This window comes from Xanthomonas nasturtii (assembly GCF_023337365.3).
GTDB classification, from domain to species: Bacteria; Pseudomonadota; Gammaproteobacteria; order Xanthomonadales; family Xanthomonadaceae; genus Xanthomonas; species Xanthomonas nasturtii.
Genome location: NZ_CP142084.2, coordinates 4,645,423 through 4,662,780, shown reverse-complemented (window position 1 = coordinate 4,662,780; position 17,358 = coordinate 4,645,423). Strand labels below are relative to the sequence as shown.

General features: G+C 64.1%; 10 protein-coding genes and 1 pseudogene. 6 read left to right on the top strand and 5 right to left on the bottom strand.

Going from position 1 to position 17,358, the window contains the following annotated elements; genetic code table 11:
* Window positions 1-33: 33 nt before the first annotated feature.
* Window positions 34-1,521, bottom strand: a complete 1,488-nt coding sequence (locus tag M3O59_RS20435) for an MFS transporter (protein ID WP_116906808.1) — start codon at window positions 1,519-1,521, stop codon at window positions 34-36.
* 241 nt (window positions 1,522-1,762) lie between these two features.
* Complete coding sequence (locus M3O59_RS20430) at window positions 1,763-4,696, bottom strand: TonB-dependent receptor (protein WP_181920664.1); 2,934 nt, start codon at window positions 4,694-4,696, stop codon at window positions 1,763-1,765.
* A 462-nt stretch (window positions 4,697-5,158) separates the two neighbouring features.
* Between M3O59_RS20430 and M3O59_RS20425 the strand changes: the two genes are divergently transcribed.
* From M3O59_RS20425 to M3O59_RS20400, 6 genes are all read left to right on the top strand, one after another.
* Window positions 5,159-6,475, top strand: a complete 1,317-nt coding sequence (locus M3O59_RS20425) for an MFS transporter (RefSeq protein WP_116906806.1) — start codon at window positions 5,159-5,161, stop codon at window positions 6,473-6,475.
* A gap of 9 nt (window positions 6,476-6,484) precedes the next feature.
* Window positions 6,485-7,477 carry an endo-1,4-beta-xylanase gene (locus tag M3O59_RS20420; protein WP_116906805.1) on the top strand — a complete coding sequence of 331 codons (993 nt, stop codon included), beginning with the start codon at window positions 6,485-6,487 and terminating at the stop codon, window positions 7,475-7,477.
* 59 nt (window positions 7,478-7,536) lie between these two features.
* The gene (uxaC, locus tag M3O59_RS20415) at window positions 7,537-8,952 is read left to right on the top strand and encodes a glucuronate isomerase (protein WP_116906804.1); all 1,416 of its coding nucleotides are present in this window, start codon (window positions 7,537-7,539) and stop codon (window positions 8,950-8,952) included.
* Between the two features lie 41 nt (window positions 8,953-8,993).
* Complete coding sequence (galB, locus tag M3O59_RS20410) at window positions 8,994-11,747, top strand: beta-galactosidase GalB (protein WP_249047165.1); 2,754 nt, start codon at window positions 8,994-8,996, stop codon at window positions 11,745-11,747.
* A 50-nt stretch (window positions 11,748-11,797) separates the two neighbouring features.
* Entirely contained in the window at window positions 11,798-12,982 is a 1,185-nt protein-coding gene (locus tag M3O59_RS20405; RefSeq protein ID WP_116906803.1) for an endo-1,4-beta-xylanase, read from the top strand.
* A 73-nt stretch (window positions 12,983-13,055) separates the two neighbouring features.
* On the top strand, window positions 13,056-14,093 hold the full coding sequence (locus tag M3O59_RS20400) for an SMP-30/gluconolactonase/LRE family protein (protein ID WP_116906802.1): 1,038 nt from the start codon (window positions 13,056-13,058) through the stop codon (window positions 14,091-14,093).
* Window positions 14,094-14,176: 83 nt separating this feature from the next.
* On the opposite strand, the pseudogene M3O59_RS20395 reads toward M3O59_RS20400, so the two are convergent.
* The 3 genes and pseudogenes from M3O59_RS20395 to M3O59_RS20385 form a co-directional block, all read right to left on the bottom strand.
* A pseudogene (locus M3O59_RS20395) lies at window positions 14,177-15,055 on the bottom strand (Kelch repeat-containing protein); the annotation flags it as partial.
* A 320-nt stretch (window positions 15,056-15,375) separates the two neighbouring features.
* Window positions 15,376-15,753 (bottom strand): hypothetical protein, encoded by a 378-nt coding sequence (locus M3O59_RS20390; RefSeq protein ID WP_249047166.1) that lies wholly within the window; start codon window positions 15,751-15,753, stop codon window positions 15,376-15,378.
* A gap of 229 nt (window positions 15,754-15,982) precedes the next feature.
* Window positions 15,983-17,334, bottom strand: a protein-coding gene (locus M3O59_RS20385; protein WP_409350119.1) for an IS3 family transposase whose coding sequence is annotated in 2 segments (ribosomal slippage) — window positions 15,983-16,878 and window positions 16,878-17,334 — 1,353 coding nt in all. Because the reading frame shifts where the segments join, the coding sequence is not laid out codon by codon here.
* Between the last annotated feature and the right edge of the window lie 24 nt (window positions 17,335-17,358).

Below are 17,358 nucleotides of genomic sequence, written 5' to 3'. Positions count from 1 at the left end.
GCGCGTACCTGTGCATGAGGTGGGAGAGAGACATCACAGCGAAGCGGATGGAACGGCCTGACGGCGCACGCCCAGTTCGTGTTCGATGCGGGTTTCCAGCGGTTTGTCGATTTCGTACAGCGCCAGCAGCGCGGTGCCGAGCAGGAACGGGATGGACGCATACACGCTGATCGCCAGGCGGATGCCGTCGGTGACCGCCGCGCTCTGCTGCGGCAGTGCTGCGTCATAGCCGTAAAACGCCAGGATGCCGGCGACCAGCGCGCCGCCCACGCTCAGGCCGATCTTCAGGCCGCACAACATTGCCGAAAAAATAATCGCAGTGGCGCGGCGGTGGTTCTTCCACTCCGAGTAATCGGCCACGTCGGCAATCATCGCCCACAGCAGCGGGATGGTGATGCCGTAGAAAAAGCCGTGCAGCACGTAGGAGGCGAATACCCAGCCAATCGCATTTGGCGGATACACGTAGAACGCCAGCAAAAACAGCGTGGAAATCAGCAGCGCGCCGCCGAAGACGTTGCGCTTACCGTAGCGGTCGGCCAGACGTTTGGAAAAACCGATGCCCACGATCATCGCCACGATGCCGCCGGCACTGAACACGCTGAAGGCCGAGGTCGGTGCGTCCTGCGGCCATTGCAAGGCGCTCATGCCGGCGCCGGTCAGCACGCTGTTGATGGCAGCAATGAAGCGGTTGAATCCTGCTGCGTCGAGAAAGTGGGTCAGCGCACCGGCGTCGAGGTAATACTTGAAGTAGTAGATGTACATCCCGCCCTTCATGGCGAGATTGATGAAGACCAAAATCGTCAGTGCCAGCATCACCAGCCAGGGTTTGTTGCGCACCAGGTCGGTGAGGTCCTGGCGCACGCTGCTGCGTTGTTCGGCGATCGGCAGCACGCGCTCGCGGGTGGTGAAGAAGGTGATCAGAAAGCACAGCGTGCCGACTGCCGCGAACAGCGCCATGGTGTTGCGGAATCCTTGCGCCTTGTCGCCATTGCCCAGGATCAACACCAATGGCAGCAGCAACACCTGGATGATGAACTGCGCGAAGGTCACCGCCAGAAAACGATACGCAGACAGGCTGTTGCGCTGCTCCATGCTGCCGGTGAGCACGCCGCTCAACGCCGAATACGGCAGGTTGTTGGCCACGTAGACCAGCATCAGCAAGGTGTAGGTGGCGAAGGCGTAGGTGATCTTGCCGTGCTCGCCCAGGTCGGGCGTGTTGAACGCCGCCAGCGACAATGCGCCGAACGGCAGTGCCGTCCACAGGATCCACGGGCGGAACTTGCCCCAGCGGGTACGGGTGCGATCGGCCAGGATGCCGATGATGGGCGTGAACACGAACGCGCCGAGCAGGCCGACCACGAAGATCAACGTGGCCGCCGCGCTCGCCGGGATGCGGAACACATCGGTATAGAAGAACGCCAGGAAGGTGACCAGCGTCTGGAAGATCAGATTGGCCGCCAGGTCGCCCAGGCTGTAGCCGATCTTTTCGCGCACGGAGAGCTGCTGTGACCGATCGTTCATGAGGTGAGGCGGGCTCGAAGAATGCTGCGGAAAACGCCGCGGCGCGCGCCATGCTGCTGACCGCGACCCATCCGGATCGCGGCAGCAGGCATGGCGGCTGAAGTGTCCAGCAAAACCGTGCGCGCCGTCGCCAGGGAGGGGGCGACGGCGCGCGCTGCGCGGAGCATGCGGCAAGGCCACGCGCGTGCGGTGGCGCGGCCGCATCGGCCCGGCATCTGCGTCGTCATGGCGATGCGCACGCTCAGAACGTACCGCGGATGCCGAGCATCACCGTGCGCCCGGGCTCGTACAGATCGTAGGTGGCGTTGGGCCAGGCGTAGGTGGTGCGCAGTGGCTCGTCGGTGATGTTGGTGACGTTGAGGGTGATTTGCGGCTTGGACGGCAGCCAGTCCAGCGCATAGCTGGCCGACAGATCCAGCTGGCCGCGTGCATCGGCGTTGAGGCGTGCGTACGGGATGCCGTTCTGATTGGCGCCGGAGATCACCATGTCGTCGTTCCAGGTGTAGGACAGGCGCACCGAGGCGGCGTCTTTTTCCCAGTACACGGTGCCGTTCCACAGGTTCGGCGCCACGCCGACCGCCACTGCCGGGATGCCTTCGCCTTCGGAGGATTGGGTGACATGGGTGTAGTTCACGCTGAAGCCCATGCCGTCGACCAGCTTGTCCAGCGGCTGCACCCAGATCGCTTCGGTGCCGCGGATGTTGAGCACGCCATCGGCATTGACCTGGGTCTGCACATCGACCGTGGCGGCGTTCGGGCCACCGCGCTGGTCCAGCCCGGCCTGCTGGATCGGCAGCAGGCTCTCGTACGGCACGCCCAGGTCGTTGAAGGGAATGCGCCGCACGCCATTGACGGTGAAGCCGCTGATGCGCTTGTTGAACAGCGTCAGGCCCACATAGCCCTCGCCGCCGGTGTACCACTCGCCGCCGAAATCCACATTGGTGGACAGGTACGGCGCCAGGTTCGGATTGCCCTGGGTTGCGGTCTGCGCGGAGGGGTCGCTGAAGTTGGTGTTGGGCAACATCGCGCTCGGATCCGGCCGGGTGAGCGTGCGCGAGCTGGACAGGCGCAGCACCACGTTGTCGGCCACATCCCAGGCGGCGTTGAACGAGGGCAGGGTTTCCTTGTAATCCGAATCCAGCACCTGCACGCGGCGGATGCCGTTGATGGTGACCGGGCCGGTGATGGTCTGGTCGGTGGTGACATACCGCACGCCGGCGTTGAAGCGCAGCGTGCGGTTCCACACTTCGGTTTCGGCATTGGTTTCGATGTAGAACCCCAGGTTCTTTTCGCGAATGCCGCCGGCCGAAGCGCCAGTGTTGGCGGAGTTGGTTTCCGGTGCGGAATCGCGCAGTGGGTAATAGTTGGTGTCGCGCAGGAAGCGGCCGAAATCGGCGGTGATGAAGCCGTCCGGGCCTGGCCGCAAATAGCCGGCCAGTGCCGAATTCGGTATCGCCGAGCCAGGCCCGCCGTTGCACACGTTGCCGCCACCGCCGCGGCACACCACCTGTTCCCACGCCACGCTGTTGTCGAAGCCGCGAATGGTGCGCTCGGCCTGGTCGTAGGCGGCGCCGATCTTGATGTTGCGCTTGTCTTCGCCGAACTGCAGGTCGGCACGGCCGCCACGCGTTTCGGTGATGCGCTTTTCGTTCTGGATATTGACCCGGCCACCGTTCCAGCCCCAGCCCAGGTTGGGGTCGTTGAGATCCAGCGGGCTGCTGATCGAGGGGCGGTCGCCGCCCTGGTTGCGATAGTCCACGGTGGTGAACGGCGAGGTCACCAGGATGCTGGGCGATTCGCGGTCCAGCCAGCTGCGCGTGGCATTGGCCTGCACATTGAGCTTGATGTCCTGCTCGGCACCGAACAGCAGTTCCGCGCCGGGATTGACGCTCCAGAACTTGACCTCTTCGCGGTACGGGCGCGCTTCCAGAAAGTACTGCGCATTGGCAAAGGTGGCGCTGGTGACCACGTTGTTCTGGTCCAGCTGCATGCCGAGTGGAATCATGTTGCCGTTGCGGCCGATCAGATTCATGCTGATCCGCTCGGTGGTGCGCTTGGCTTCGGAATACAGCGTATCCAGGTAGAAATGCATGCTGTCGGAGGGGCGCCATTCCAGCGACATCACCGAGGCATCGCGGTCGCGATCGCCATTCATGTAGACCTGGCGGCCTAACCGCGGAATCAAGGCATCGCTGATCTGGTCGATGCTCAGGCCCGGGTTGCGTGCCAGCAGCCACGCCGCGTCGATGGTTTCGCCGGTGGTGAGCCCGCTGCCGGCGGTGGCCGGCACGCGGTCGGGAATGCGCCAGTTGCCGCCGCCATTGACGTTGCAGGCGGCCGGTTGATTGGTGGCCGGCGTGCCCGCGGGCGGGGTGAGACCGCACTGGGTGTAGGTCAGGCCGGGGTTGGTCCAGCCCACGCTCTCGAAGCCGCGCACGCCGAGCTTGCTGCGCACCGACGCCACGCCGAACAACGCGCCGAGCGTGCCTGCTTCGTTGGTCCAGCTGCCCATGAAGGCGCCACGCGGGGTGGTCTTCTCGCTGGTGCTGTTCCAGTCGGCCTGCGCCTGATAAGTGAAGTGCACACCGGGGCGATCGAACGGACGCGCGCTGCGCATGTCCACCACACCGGAGACGCCGCCTTCGAGCATGCTGGCGGTGGGCGTCTTGCTCACCGTGAGCTGGGTGAAGAATTCGGTGGGAAACAGGTTCAGATCGACTTCGCGATTCTGGTTCTGCGCATTCAAGCCGATCGAAGCGGTGGCGATGCTGGCGCCGTTGAGCGTGGTCTTGGTGAAGCTGGTGCCCAGGCCGCGGATGGCGATGTTGAGGCCTTCGCCGTTGACGTCGCGCGACAGCTGCACACCGGGGATGCGGTTGAGCGACTCGGCGATATTCATGTCCGGAAACTTGCCGATGTCTTCGGCAAACACGGTGTCGGCAAAGCCCACCGAATCGCGCTTGGCATCGGTGGAAAACTGGATGCTGCGTCGGTAGCCGGAGACGGTGACGGTGTCCAGCTGGGTCACTGCATCGGCGTTGCCGGCAGCGGCCGGTGGCGTTTGCGCGGCGCTGTCGGCGTCGGTGGATTGTGCCCAGGCGGCGGTGCTGGCCATTCCCAGCAGGATGGACCCCAACGCGCAGGACAGCGCGGTACGTGCGTAGCTGTTCTTCACCGTAATCCCTTCCCTAACAGGTGAGCAGATGTCCTACGCATCGCCCCTGCGCAGGGAGTGCCGCTGCCGGTGAGCGGCGCGACGATGGTGCGATGGGGGAGACGGACGATCAGTGCGCTGGATGTTAGCGCTACCAAATTCGGAACATCACGCTGCAGGGCAGCATAGTTGCGTGGACATGGCCGCAAGCAGCCGGCGCGAGCGCGGAAACCAGCGCTCAAGCGCGTGCATACGGTGGCGCAGTGCTGCACTGCGCGATGGATTTATCGCAATGTCGTGGTAATGGTAGCGCTATCACCCGTGGCGCAAGGCCACCTTCGTGCAGGTGCAGTGGCCGATGAATCGAACCGAAGAACGCGGCAGCGATATGCCCGGCTGGCAGCTGGCTGGCTCACGCATGCATAGCGCCGTGCAACCTGTGCAGACCGCAGGCGATCGGCTGCGGTGGTGCAGGCCACACGCATGAGTGAGCTGCCCACCGCTGCGCCTGTCGCTGCGTCGGCACGGCTGGGCCGGGTGCGCTGGCGCGTCTGCGCCTTGCTGCTGGCGGCCACCACCATCAACTATGTGGACCGCCAGGTGCTGGGCGTGCTGGCGCCGTTTTTGCAGACGCAGATCGGCTGGAACGAAATCCAGTACGGCTACATCGTCACCGCATTCCAGGCTGCGTATGCGTTGGGCCTGCTGTGCAGCGGTGCGGTGATCGACCGCTTCGGCACCCGGCTTGGCTATGCAATGGCGATCGGTATCTGGAGCCTTGCGGCGATGGGGCATGCGTTGGCTACCAGCGTGCTTGGCTTTGCGATTGCGCGGTTTTTTCTGGGCCTTGGCGAATCCGGCAATTTTCCCGCAGCGCTCAAGACCGTGGCCGAGTGGTTCCCGCGCCGCGAGCGTGCGCTGGCCACCGGCATCTTCAATTCCGGCTCCAATATCGGTGCCATCGTTGCGCCATTGCTGGTGCCGTTGATCGCCACCGCCTGGGGCTGGCAGGCGGCATTCCTGTTCACCGGTGTGCTCAGTGCCGCCTGGTTGGCGGTGTGGTGGTTCAGTTATCACCCGCCCGAGCAACAACCCGGGTTGTCGGCCGCAGAACTGGCGCATATCCGCAGCGATGCGCATGAGCCGGTGCAACGCCGGCTGTCGTGGTTGCAGGTGCTGCGCCATCGCCAAGCCTGGGCATTTGTGCTGGGCAAGCTCATCACTGACCCGATCTGGTGGTTCTTCCTGTTCTGGTTGCCGAAGTTCCTGCACGCCGAATACGGCTTGAGCCTGTTGCAGTTGGGCGCGCCACTGATTGTGATCTTCGTGCTGGCCGATATCGGCAGCATTGCCGGTGGATGGGTGGCCGGGCGGTTCATCGCGCGCGGCTGGAGCGTCAACCGCGCACGCAAGACCGCGATGCTGATCTGCGCGATTTCGGTCGTGCCCATCGTGTTTGCCGCGCGTGCCGACAACCTGTGGCTGGCGGTGGCGCTGATCGGCCTGGCCACGGCTGCGCACCAGGGCTGGTCGGCCAACCTGTTTACGCTGCCTTCGGACATGTTTCCGCGGCATGCGGTGGCTACCGTGGTGGGCATCGGCGGGTTTGCCGGGTCGGTGGGCGGCATGCTCATTGCCACCTTCATCGGCTTTTTGCTACAGGCGACCGGAAGTTATGTGCCGGTGTTCCTGATGGCAGGGTCGGCCTATCTGCTGGCGCTGGCAGTGGTGCACTCTCTGGTGCCGCGACTGGACCCGGCGCAGCTGCCGGCAACCACTGCAACGCCTTCTTCGTCCTGAGGAATCATCATGCATCTGCGCCTGTTCACCCTGGCCCTGTTGCTGGCGGCAAGCCACGCACCGACTGCGCAGGCCGCGCCGTTGGCGGCCGGTGCATCCAAGTTTCTGGGCAGTGCCTATGCCCCGCAACAGGCGCCCGGGTTTGTGCAGTACTGGAACAAGCTCACCCCGGAGAATGGCGGCAAATGGGGCACCGTGGAGGCGGTGCGCGACCAGATGGACTGGAGCACGCTCGACGCCGCCTACCGGTTCGCGCAGGCCAACGGCCTGCCGTTCCAGATGCATGTGATGGTGTGGGGCAACCAGCAGCCGGAGTGGATCAAGACCTTGCGGCCGGCCGAGCAGCGCCGCGAGATCGAGCAATGGTTTGCGGCCGTTGCGCAGCGCTACCCGGACATCGCGCTGCTGGAAGTGGTGAACGAACCGCTCAACGACCCGCCAAGCAAGGCCGATACCGGCGGCGGCAACTACCTGCAGGCACTGGGCGGGGATGGCGACAGCGGCTGGGAATGGGTGCTGCAGTCGTTTCGGCTTGCGCGTCAGCACTTTCCGCAGACCAAGCTGATGATCAACGACTACAGCATCACCAACAGCACGCAGGCCACGCAGAAATATCTGCAGATCGTACGGCTGCTGCAGCGCGAGCACCTGATCGACGCCATCGGCGTACAGGAGCATGCCTTCGAGACCACGCCGAACGTGGCGATGTCGGTACATCGCGACAATCTGGATGCGCTGGCCGCCACCGGCCTGCCGATCTACATCACCGAGTTCGATCTGGACGGGCCCACCGATGCGCAGCAGCTGGCCGACTATCAACGCGTGTTTCCGGTGTTCTGGGAACACCCGGCAGTCCATGGCATCACCTTGTGGGGGTTTCGGCCCGGTCTGTGGCGGGACAAGGAAGCGGCGTATCTGATTCGCGCCAATGGCAGCGAGCGGCCCGCGCTGGCGTGGCTGCGTGATTACGTGGCTGCGCACCCCGGCACGCCTGCGCCATGACTGCTCTTGCAACGCGCAGCGCCCACACACGTTTTTGCCCGGTGTCCTGACTCATGCCAATGCCCTCACCCCTGACGCTGCACGACGACCGCCTGTTGCCTGCCGACCCCGGCACGCGTGCAATCGCCCGCAGGCTGTACGCGCAGATCGCCAACCTGCCGATCATCAGCCCGCATGGCCACACCGACCCGGCGTGGTTCGCCGGCAATGCGCCGTTCGCCAACGCCACCGAGTTGTTGCTGGTGCCGGACCACTACGTGTTCCGCATACTGTACAGCCAGGGCATCGGCCTGGATGCGCTGGGCATCCCACGCGCCGATGGCACGCGCGCAGCAGTGGACCCGCGCGCGGCGTGGCGTGTGTTTGCCGAGCACTACACGTTGTTGCGTGGCACTCCGTCGGCGCTGTGGCTCAATCATGTGTTCCACAACGTGTTCGATCTGCGCATCCGGCTCGATGCCGGCACCGCCGATCACTACTACGACCACATCACTGCTGCGCTGCAGACGCCGGGCTTTCGCCCGCGTGCGCTCTTCGAGCGCTTCAACATCGAGGTGATCGCCACCACCGAATCGCCGCTGGATCCGCTGCAGCACCATGCGGCCATTGCCGCCAGCGGCTGGCAGGGACGGGTGGTGACTGCGTATCGCCCCGACCCGGTGGTGGACCCGGACCACGAACACTTTGCCGGTGCATTGCAGCAGTTCGGCGCGCTCACCGGTGAGGACGTGCTGAGCTGGCCCGGCTATCTGCGTGCGCACCGGCAACGGCGTGTGTTCTTCGCTGCGCACGGTGCCACCTCGACCGATCATGGGCACCCCAGCGCCGCCACCGCAGATCTGTCGCCGGCCGAGGCGCAGCGCCTGTTCGACACGGTGGTGCGCGGTGCTGCAACGCCGGAGCAGGCCGAGCTGTTCCGCGCACAGGTCCTGACCGAAATGGCGGCAATGAGCCTGGACGATGGTTTGGTGATGCAGCTGCATCCGGGCTGTTTTCGCAATCACAACCGGCAGGTGTTCGACACCTACGGGCGCGACAAGGGCGCCGATATTCCGATGCGCACCGATTACGTGCATGCGTTGAAGCCTTTGCTGGATCGCTACGGCAACGACCCGCGCTTGCGCTTGATCGTGTTCACCCTGGACGAGACCAGCTACAGCCGCGAACTGGCGCCGTTGGCCGGGCATTACCCATCGCTGCTGCTCGGCCCGGCGTGGTGGTTCCATGACGCGCCGGAGGGCATGTGGCGCTTTCGCGAACAGACCCTGGCCAGCGCCGGTTTCTACAACACCGTGGGTTTCAACGACGACACGCGCGCGTTCCTGTCCATTCCGGCGCGGCACGATGTGGCGCGGCGCGTGGACAGCGCCTTCCTCGCCAAACTGGTGGCCGAGCATCGGCTGGAAGAGGACGAGGCGCTCGAGGTGGCGATCGATCTGGCATATCGCCTGCCCAAGCAGGCGTACAGGTTGTGAAGCGGCGCGAAAGGCTTTGCAGCGCTGCTGGCACCGGCACGATGCGGCACCTGTTCGCGCACCACGCGCGACGCGCCTGCGCAGCGCTTGCCTGGCTCTGCATCGCATTGCCCGCATTGCCCGCAGCGGCCGCACCACACGCCAGCGCCGATACCCCACGCGAACGTATATCGCTCAACGCGCAGTGGCGCTTTCAGCGTGGCGACCCGCCCGGCAACCAGGAAACCCTGGATTACGCGGTACGCCCACAGATGATACGCAGCGAAGACGGCAAGGTGGCCGATGCGCAACCCGAACAGGCGCAGCACGTCGATACGGCGGCCGTGCGCGTGCTCAAACCGTGGATCCTGCCCACCGCCAACGGCTTGATCGCAGATCCGGCCCAGCGGCACACACGCCCACCGGGCAACCCGGGCAGCACGGTGGCTTACGTGCAGCCGCACTTCGACGACAACGCATGGGAAACCGTAGACCTGCCGCATGACTGGGCCTTTGCCGGGCCGTTCCTGGCCGATGGGCCGTACGGTGGCATGGGGCGGTTGCCGAGCTGGGGCATCGGCTGGTATCGCAAGAGCCTGGACATCCCGGCCAGCGATCGCGGCCGCGCGCTGTTTCTGGATCTCGATGGCGCGATGGCGTACGCCACGGTCTGGCTCAACGGCAAACTTGTCGGCGGCTGGCCGTACGGCTACAGCTCCTGGCGCGTGGACCTGACCCCGTACGCCATTGCGGGCAAGCGCAATCAACTGGCCATTCGCCTGGATAACCCGCCCGAGTCTGCGCGCTGGTATCCCGGTGGCGGACTGTATCGCAATGTGTGGCTGACCAAAGCGGCGCCATTGCATATCGCCCAGTGGGGCACGCAGCTGACCACGCCGCAGGTGGCATCGGATGTTGCGCAGGTGCAGCTGGCGGTGACGCTGGACAATACAGCACGCAGCGCGGCACAGGCGCAGGTGAACACGGCGATCTATCTGCTCGACGATGCGAGCGGCACGCCCAGCGGCGCGCCGGTCGCGCGCATTCCAGCACAGCCGGTCAGCGTGCCTGCCGATGGCTCCGCGCGCGTGCAAGGCAGCGCCCGCATCCAGGCGCCGCGTCTGTGGGGGCCGCCACCCACACAGCAACCGCATCGCTATGTGGCCATCACCGAGGTCAGCCAGCACGGGCGTGTGGTGGACCGTTACGAAACCCGCTTCGGCATCCGCAGCATCGTCTTCGATGCCGACAAGGGGCTACTGGTCAACGGCGAACCCGTGCCGATCCGTGGGGTGAACAACCATCACGACCTGGGCGCACTCGGCGCGGCGTTCAACGTGCGCGCGGCCGAGCGCCAACTGCAATTGCTGCAGCAGATGGGTGCCAACGCCGTTCGCATGAGCCATAACCCGCCTGCACCGGAGTTGCTGGAGCTCACCGACCGCATGGGCCTGCTGGTGGTGGATGAAGTGTTCGACAGCTGGGAGATGAAGAAGACCCCGCTGGATTTCCATCTGGTATTTGCGCAGTGGCACGAGCCGGATCTGCGCGCGATGCTGCGGCGCGACCGCAACCATCCTTCGGTGGTGCTGTGGAGCGTGGGTAACGAGGTCGGCGAGCAATACACCGGCGAACAAGGCGCAGCGATCGCACGCACGCTGCACGCCATCGTGCATGAGGAAGACCCGACACGCCCGGCCACGGTGGCGATGAACTACGCCTCGCCCGCGATGCCGCTACCGGCTGCACTGGATGTCATCAGCCTCAATTACCAAGGCGAAGGTATTCGCGATGCGCCCGAGTTCGAAGGCACCGAGCGCATTCGCAAACAGCCGCAGTATCCGGCGTTTCATGCGCGGTTTCCGCACAAGGCCATCCTCAGCAGCGAGACCGCATCGGCACTGAGCAGCCGCGGCGTGTATCTATTTCCGGTCACGCCGGACAACAGCGCACCGGTACGCGATGGCCGTGGGGGCGACCCTGTGGCGCATCAGGTCAGCGCCTACGAGCTGCATGCGGTGGATTTCGGCTCCAGCGCCGACAAGGTGTTCGCCGCGTTGGATCGGCACCCCTATGTCGCCGGCGAGTTCGTCTGGACCGGTTTCGATTACCTGGGCGAACCCACGCCTTACTACAGTTCGCGCAGTTCGTACTCCGGTATTTTCGATCTGGCCGGTTTTCCCAAGGATCGCTACTGGCTGTATCAATCGCGCTGGCGGCCAGAGGTGCCGGTGGCGCATCTGTTGCCGCATTGGAGCTGGCCAGGGCGCGAAGGACAGGTCACGCCCGTGCATGTGTTCACCTCCGGCGACGAGGCCGAGCTCTTCGTCAACGGCATCTCGCAGGGGCGCAAGCGCAAGGCACCGCTGCAGTACCGGCTACGCTGGGACGCGGTGGTGTACCAGCCCGGCGAACTGCGCGTGCAGGCGTACAAGCACGGCAAGCCGTGGGCGAGCGAGCGCGTGCACACCGCAGGCCCCGCCGCACGCATGCAGCTGACGCCGGACCGCAGCAACATCCGTGGCGACGGACAGGACCTGAGCTTTGTCAGCGTGCGCCTGCTCGACCGCGAGGGACGTCCTGCACCGACCGCCGGCGACCGCCTGCGTTTCCGCATCGACGGCCCCGGCGAACTGGTGGCCACCGACAACGGCGATCCCACCAACCTGGAAGTGTTCGCCTCCTCGCAACGCAACGCGTTCAACGGGCTATGCCTGGCGATTGTGCGTGCGAAAACCGGGGCGCGCGGCACGATCACCCTGCACGTGGAATCGGACACCTTGCAAAGCGCACAGACACAGCTGGTGGTGCAGTGATGGCGATACAGTGCAATCGAACCCTGCGGCACCTCAACGGAGCTTCTGCCATGCACAATCAAGGCGTTCGCCGCAGCAGATGCCTGGCACTGCTTGTGGCGTGCGTGAGTGGGTTGCTCACGGCGCAGGCTTTGGCCGCGTGCGGCACCGCTGGCACCTCGCTCAAGCATGCATATGCAGATGGCTTTCTGCTCGGTACTGCGGTCAATGCCGAGATCGTCTCCGGCAAGGACGCCGCATCTGCCGCGCTGGTGGCCTGCCACTTCAATGCCGTCACCGCAGAGAACGTGATGAAGGCCGAAGTGCTCGCACCACAACGAGGCGTGTTCGATTTCAGTGCCGCTGACGCGTTCGTGGCCTACGCACAACGCAACCAGCAGTTCGTGGTCGGCCACACCCTGGTCTGGCACAACCAGACGCCGGAATGGTTTTTCACCACCGCCGATGGTCAACCCAATACGCCTGCACAACAGCTGGAGCGCATGCGCGCACATATCCAAACGGTGGCCGGGCGCTATACAGGCAAGGTGCAAGCCTGGGACGTGGTCAACGAAATCATCGACGAAGACGGCAGCTACCGCTCGACCAACTGGGTGCAGCGCATTGGCGACGGCGACACAGTGGTGCGTAATGCCTTCAGCTTTGCGCAGCGCTACGCGCCCGATGCACAGCTCTACTACAACGACTTCAATGCATGGCGGCCTGCCAAGCGCGATGGCATCGTGCGCATGGTCAGAATGCTGCAGCAGGCCGGTATCCGCGTCGATGGCGTGGGCATGCAGGGTCATTGGGGCCTGAATTACCCCAGCCTGCGCGATATCGAAGACGCCATCGATGCGTACGCCGCGCTTGGCGTCAAGGTCATGATCACCGAGCTGGACATCGACGTGCTGCCGCTCACCAAGGAGGGCCAGGTCATCGGCACCGGGCTGGCGCACAAGCAGTTTCAACTGCCGGAATTCAAGCGCTTCCTCGACCCGTATCGCGATGGCCTGCCTGCCGATGTGCAGGCGCAACTGCGCGACCGCTACGCCGAACTGTTCGCCCTGTTCTGGCGCAAGCGCGACAAACTCGCGCGCGTCAGCGTGTGGGGCGTGAGCGATGCCATGTCGTGGAAGAACGATTACCCCGTGCCTGGCCGCAGCAACTATCCGCTGCTGTTCGACCGCAATCATCAGCCTAAACCGGCGCTGGATGCGGTGCTGGCGGTGCCGGCGGCGAGCGACGTCCGCTAGCGGCTGCCAACCCGCGCAGCAGCCTGCACACGCATGATGGCATCATGCCCGCACCTTGAGACAGGACTGACCGATGCGCTTGCCGCCTTATCTGCTGTTGGCCGTGCCCTTGCTGGCGGTGCTTGCTGCCTGCACCAAGCAGACCCCACCGACGCCGCGTTTCCCTGCCATCGGCCAGTTGCAGACATTCGACCGCAGCTTCGGTGCTGTGGTCGCAAGCGATGCACGCATCGAAAAGCTCACCGAAGGCTTCACCTGGTCCGAAGGCCCGGCATGGGTGCGCAACGGCGGCTATCTGCTGTTCACCGATGTACCGGAAAACAAGCTGTATCGCTGGTCCGAAGAGGCCGGCCTGTCGGTCTTGCTGTCGCCTTCCGGCTACACCGGCCCGGAGCTGCCCACGCTGCGCGAAGCCGGCGCCAATGGCCTGTATGCCGAGCCCGACGGCAGTGTGCTGCTTGCAGACTCCGGCACCCGCATCCTGGCCAGGCTCGACCCGGTCACGCGCAAGAAAACCCCGCTTGCGACCGCTTTCGAAGGCCACCGCTTCAACAGCCCCAACGATGTCGTGCGGCGCAACGATGGCGTGGTGTTCTTTACCGACCCGCCGTACGGGTTGAAGGACCTGGATCAATCGCCGGTCAAGGAGCTGCGTTTCAACGGCGTCTATCGCCTGGACACCGATGGCAGCGTGCACCTGCTGGACGACAGCCTGAGCTTCCCCAACGGCATCGCGCTCTCGCCGGATGCGCGCACCCTGTACGTCTCCAACTCCGATCCGAAGCGCCCGATCTGGATGGCCTACACACTCGATGCGCAAGGCGCGGTCACCGGCAAGCGCGTGTTCGCCGATGCCTCCGACCTGATGGCCAAAGACGTCCCCGGCTTGCCCGACGGCATGGCCGTGGCCGCGGACGGTACGCTGTTCGCCACCGGCCCCGGTGGCGTGATCGTGTTCGATGCAGCCGGCAAGCGGCTAGGCCGGATTGCCACCGGCGAGGCGGTCTCCAACTGCGCGTTCGGCAACGATGGCCACACCCTGTACATGACCTCGCACGCGATGCTGACGCGGGTGCGGGTGAAGTCGCTGGGGTTGCAGTTCGTACGTTGATGCATCCAACACATGCGCGCGCAACTTGGTTGCGTTCACATGCATCCGCATCAGCGATGTCCGAGCCTTCGATGCGCCACCGACTACTCTGTCAACGTCTTTGCATCCAGCATCAGCAGGTCGTCCAGCTCCGGCCCGCCGCCTCGGTTGGCGCTGCCTGCAGCGAGATAAAGCCGTCCATCGATAGTTGCGGCTTGCGTGCCATGTCGCCCCTGCGGCAGCGCAGCCAGCGTGGTCCACACGGCTGCGTGCGGGTCGTAGGCCTCCACTTCGTCGTGCGCCTTGACCTGGCGCATGCTCTCGCCGCCGATGATCAGCAGCTGGCCCTTGCGAGCGATGGCAGCGGCGCCGGCACGCTGCGTCGGTAACGCCGCCTGCGCCACCGACCAGGTGCCGCGCTTGATGTCGTAGATGTCCACTTCCGGAATCGTCTGCGCCAGCGTGTTGCCGCTTTCATGCGCTGACCGGCGCCCACCTGCCGCATACAGTTTGCCGTCGATCACTGCTGCATGAAAATGATCGCGCGCATGCGGGGCATCGGCCAGCTGCGTCCATTGCTGGGTTTTGGTATCGAAGGCATCCAGCCACGGCACATAACCGCGCATGTGCCCGCGCGTGTTGCCGCCCACCAGATACAGCACGCCATCATGCGCAACCGCGCCAGCCGCGCCACGCCGACGGTGCGCGGGAATTTCCGGCCCCACTTGCCAAGTGTCGGTCTGCGGGTCATAGATCAGCATGTGGCTCAGCGAGGCTTTTTCCGGGTAGTCGCCGGTGAACCCACCCACAAAATACAGCTTGCCCGACACCACCACTGCCTGCGCATGGCTGACCATCAGCGGGGGCGCACTGCCTTGCGACCAACGCTGCGTTCGGGTGTCGTAGATGTCCAGTGGCCGCTGGCCGCGCCCACCGATCAGATAGAGCCGCTCGCCGATAGCCACCAGGCTATTCTCGTGCCTTCACGCAGATTAGCTCGCTGCATGCGAACACTACCGGCTAGCCTTGGACACCGAGAGCACCGCATGCCGCGCACCGCCACATCTCATACGATTGATCTGTCGCCACCCAAAAACGTTGCGCAGGCGGCGGCGCGCGGGTTGAAGTTGCGCCAGCAGCATGGCCGTGGTGGTACCGCGATCGGTGTGGCGCGTGCGCGCGATCTGTCTGCGCAAAAGGCGCTGTCCGCTCAAATCATTCGCCGCATGTACTTGTACTTCGCACGGCACAGTGTCGACAAGAACGGCAAGGGCTGGGCGGACGCCAAGGCACCGTCGGCCGGCTACATCGCCTGGCTGCTCTGGGGTGGCGATGCGGGCCAACGTTGGGCAGCCCGTCTGTACCAGCGTCTGCAGGACGTAACCCCCAAGAAGGGTGCTGAAACTGGAGATGGGTCAAAGAAGACCGCAACAAAGAAGGGAAGTGCAAAAAAGAGCGCGGTCAAGAAGAGCGCGACGAAAAAGGCTGCGGCCGGACGTGCCTCCATCAAAAATGCTGCGTCGTCGCCAGTTGCAAGAAAGGCATCCAAGAAGATCGCAAAGAAAACCGCAACAAAGAAAACCGCTACAAAGAGACCCACGACCAAAAAGGCGCCGGCCAAGCGCGGTGCGGCGAAGAAGAGTGCCTCCGTTGCAAGCACTGCAACAAAAGCTGCAAGCAAGAATTCGGCACCCTGGAATCAATCAAACCCGAAGGGCGCCGCGCGCGCCAAGCCGCTGTCTGCGGCGCAAAAGACCCAGGCCCGCAAACGCGCCAAAGCGGCTGGCCGCCCTTACCCGAACCTGGTGGATAACATGGCGGTGGCCAGCAAGCGCGGCACGACCAAGCGCGCTACCAAGCCAAGCGCCCCGAAGAATGAAGTGACCCCCAAAAGCTGGACAGTTGGGCGATCAGACAGCTAGCTCGGCCTGTTGCCGGTACTTTACCGGGCTCAGGCCGTTCAATTTCAACTTGATCCGGTCTTCGTTGTAGTACCTGATGTACTCCACCAGCCCGGCTTCTAGGCGTTCGATGCTGTCAAAGCTGTTGAGGTAGAAAAATTCTGACTTCAGCGTCCCGAAGAAGCTCTCCATGGCCGCGTTGTCCAAGCAGTTGCCGCGTCGGGACATGCTTTGTTTCAGAGAATGGTTTGCGAGCTTATGCCGGTAATTTTCGTGCTGGTAGTGCCATCCCTGGTCAGAGTGGATCATCGGCCGAGCGTCGGGTGACAGTTTCTTGATTGCCTGATCCAGCATCTGACCTACCAGGTCCAACACCGGCCGGCGTTTCATCTGGTAAGCCACAATTTCGCCGTTGTACAGATCCATGATTGGTGAAAGATAGAGCTTCATGCCCTGCACCTTGAACTCGGTGACATCGGTCACCCACTTCTGGTTAGGCATAGCGGCTTCAAACTGGCGGTCCAGTATATTTGGCACGATGACATTGGCTGCGCCCTTGAATGCGCGGTAGCGCTTGATGCGTACCCGCGATTGCAGGCCCAGTGCGGCCATCAGACGCTGCACCCGCTTGTGGTTGATCGCCTCACCCTGATTGGCCAATTCCAGTGTGATGCGGCGATAGCCATAGCGCCCTTGGTGTTCATCGTAAATCGCGCGGATGCGCTCACACAGCGCGACCTCGCCCTGATCGGGATGGGCCAGGGCATGCATCTGGTAGTAAAACGTGCTGCGTGATAGCTCGGCCGCTTCGAGCAAAAGCGGCAGTGCGTGGGTCTGCCTCAATCCTTGGACGGCGTGCGCTTTGTACGCTGCGCCGCCTGCTCTTGCTGGATCAAGGCATCGAGTTTTTTTAGGTAGGCCGTCTCCGCACGCAGGTAGGCCACTTCCTTGAGCAGCTCATCGCGGCTCATGTCCTCGGCGGGCTTGGACGAGCTGGTCTTTTTCATCGGTTTGTGAGGCGGCAATGGAGGTGGCGCTAACGCTTGGGCGCCGCCGTCAGCATACAGCCGTTGCCACTGTGCCACCGCGCCGGCACTGCCTATCTGGAAGTAGCTCGTGGCCTCGCGCGCAGACATCCCCTCCTGGCGCATCTTTTCAAGAACCTCCAGCTTGAACGGGACATCGTAGGACCGAGGCTTGCGGTCAAACCCGCGCCAACCATGTAGCCGGTAGGTCGCTGCCCAACGCCTGACCGTAGAGAAATCCAGACCATAACTGCGGGCCACCGCCTTGAGCGAGATTGAGGTCTTGCAGGCCTCCTTGGCGACCTGAAGTTTGAAGCGTGCATCATATCGATTCATGAAATCCTCGGAGTTGGACGGGGT